Below are 2213 nucleotides of genomic sequence, written 5' to 3' on the forward strand. Positions count from 1 at the left end.
GTGGCTCTCTTCAAGGCCGTGCTCGCGCAGGACGTTCCACTTGCCGGGGCTGGCGGTGGCGAAGACCTCGATGTCCCAATGCCGGGCGAGATGCAGAGTGGCGGTGCCGACTCCGCCGGTGGCGGCGTGCAGGAGGAGCCGCTGTCCGGGCTGGATGCCGGCGAGGTCGGCCAGGGCGTAGTAGGCGGTGAGATACGCGACGGGGACGGTGGCGGCCCGGGTGAACGACCAGCCGTCCGGAATGCGGGTGACCATGCGGTGGTCGGCGATGGCGGTGGGGCCGGTGCCGGTGAAGATGCCCATGACCCGGTCGCCCACGGCCAGGTGGTCCACGTCCGGACCGACCTCGACAACGGTTCCGGCGCCTTCCCCGCCCAGCGGGCGCTGGTCCTGGGGGATCATCCCCAGGGCATAGAGGACGTCGCGGAAGTTCACCCCGACCGCCCGCACCGCGATGCGCACCTGCCCGCTGCCCAGCGCTTCGTCCAGCTCCGGCGCGGGGACCAAGGTCAGATTCTCCAGGGTGCCCTTGCCCGCGACGGTCAGCTGCCACGGGCCGTCCGGCGGCGGGGCGAGCATCGGTTGCCGTCCGGCCCGGACCAGCCGGGGGACGTGAACCACACCGTCACGGATGGCGAGCTGGGGTTCGCCCTGAGCCGACGCGGCCTCGATCGCGGACGCGAGGGCCTCAAGGCTGCCGGGCCGGTCGTCCAGATCGACGATGGTGACGCGTTCGGGGTGCTCGACCTGGACGCTCCGGACCAGTCCCCACACCGGTGACTGCGCCAGCTCCGGCGCTTCGCTCCCGGCGGCGCCGTTCGCGGCGGCGGTGTCGACGCTGACGGCGTTGCGGGTCGCCAGGACGAGGCGGGTGTCGTTCAGCCGGTCGTCGGCGAGGTACCGCTGAAGCAGCTCCAGCAGCTCCCGCGTGATCGCGTGCGCCGGACCGGCCGGCTCGCCGCCGTCGCCGTCCGCTGCGCAGGGGAGCAGGAGCATCGGCGGCGGCTCGGAGATCTGCTGGAGGTCGTCGTAGACCTGAGCGGGCGCGGCGAGCGCGGTATTGAGTAGCTGCGCGAACTCGGGACTGTGCGAAGCCAGGATCGCGTAGGTGCCGGCGCCTGTCGCGTTCCCGCCCGCCAGCACCGGCCAGTCCAGCGCGTAGAGCTGGTTGTCTCGACCGGGCTTGCTGGGGAGCCCGGTGAGCGGCCGGAGAGTGAGCGTGTCGATCGTTGCGACGGGCTGTCCGGTGGGATCGGTGGCGGTGATGGTGAGGCTGGTGGCTTGCCCGCCGATGGGGGTGACGGCGACGCGGAGTGTGGTGGCGCCGGTGGCGTGGAGGGTGACGCCTTCCCATGCGAAGGGCAGGTGGGCTTGGTCGCCGGAACCGTCGGCGGCCAGCGCGATGGGGTGGAGGGCGGCGTCGAGGAGTGCGGGGTGGAGGGTGTAGCCGGTGGCGGCTTCGGGGTCGGGGAGCTGGACCTCGGCATAGATCGCGCCGGAGGCGCGCCAGGCCGTGCGGACGCCCTGGAAGAGGGGCCCGTAGTTGAGTCCCAGGTCGTCGAACTGCTCGTAGAGGTCGTCGGTCGGCACCTGCTGGGCGTCGGTCGGCGGCCAGGATGCGGAACCGGCCGGATCGATCGCGGCTGCCGTCGCGGCGGCAGGGCTGAGGATGCCGGTGGCGTGGCAGGTCCAGGGCTCGTCGGCATCGTCGCCGGTGGGGCGGGAGTGGATGGTCAGGGCGCGACGGCCGTCGCCGTCGGGGGCGGCAACGGTTATCTGGATCTGGGTGGGCGCGACGAGGGTGAGAGGCGTGTGGAGACTCAGCTCCTCGATGTGGGGTGTTCCGGTGTGGTCGCCTGCGTGGATGGCGAGTTCGAGGTAGGCGGTGCCGGGGAGGACGGGTGTGTCGTTGATGGCGTGGTCGGCGAGCCAGGGGTGGGTGTCCAAGGACAGGCGTCCGGTGAACACGGTGGTCTGCTCGTCGGCGAGGGTGACGCAGGCGCCGAGCAGAGGATGGCCGCCCGCCTCCAATCCCGCCGATGCGACGTCGGAGGCCCCGGCAGGAACCTCTAGCCAGTAGCGCTGCCTCTGAAACGCATAGTTCGGCAGGGTTATGGGCTCACTCGGAGCTGTGATGCCGATGGCTTCGAGGATGCGGGTCCAGTCGGTGGTGAAGCCTTGGGTGTGGAGGGTGGCGAGGTTGGTGAGGAGTC

At 71.5% G+C, this 2213-nt stretch carries 1 protein-coding gene; it reads right to left on the reverse strand.

The features are described 5' to 3' along the window. The coding region (locus tag IEZ03_RS37140) for a SpnB-like Rossmann fold domain-containing protein (protein WP_189241286.1) at positions 1-2213 on the reverse strand (2213 nt) is incomplete at both ends.

This window comes from Actinomadura livida (assembly GCF_014648675.1).
Taxonomy (GTDB): domain Bacteria; phylum Actinomycetota; class Actinomycetes; order Streptosporangiales; family Streptosporangiaceae; genus Spirillospora; species Spirillospora livida.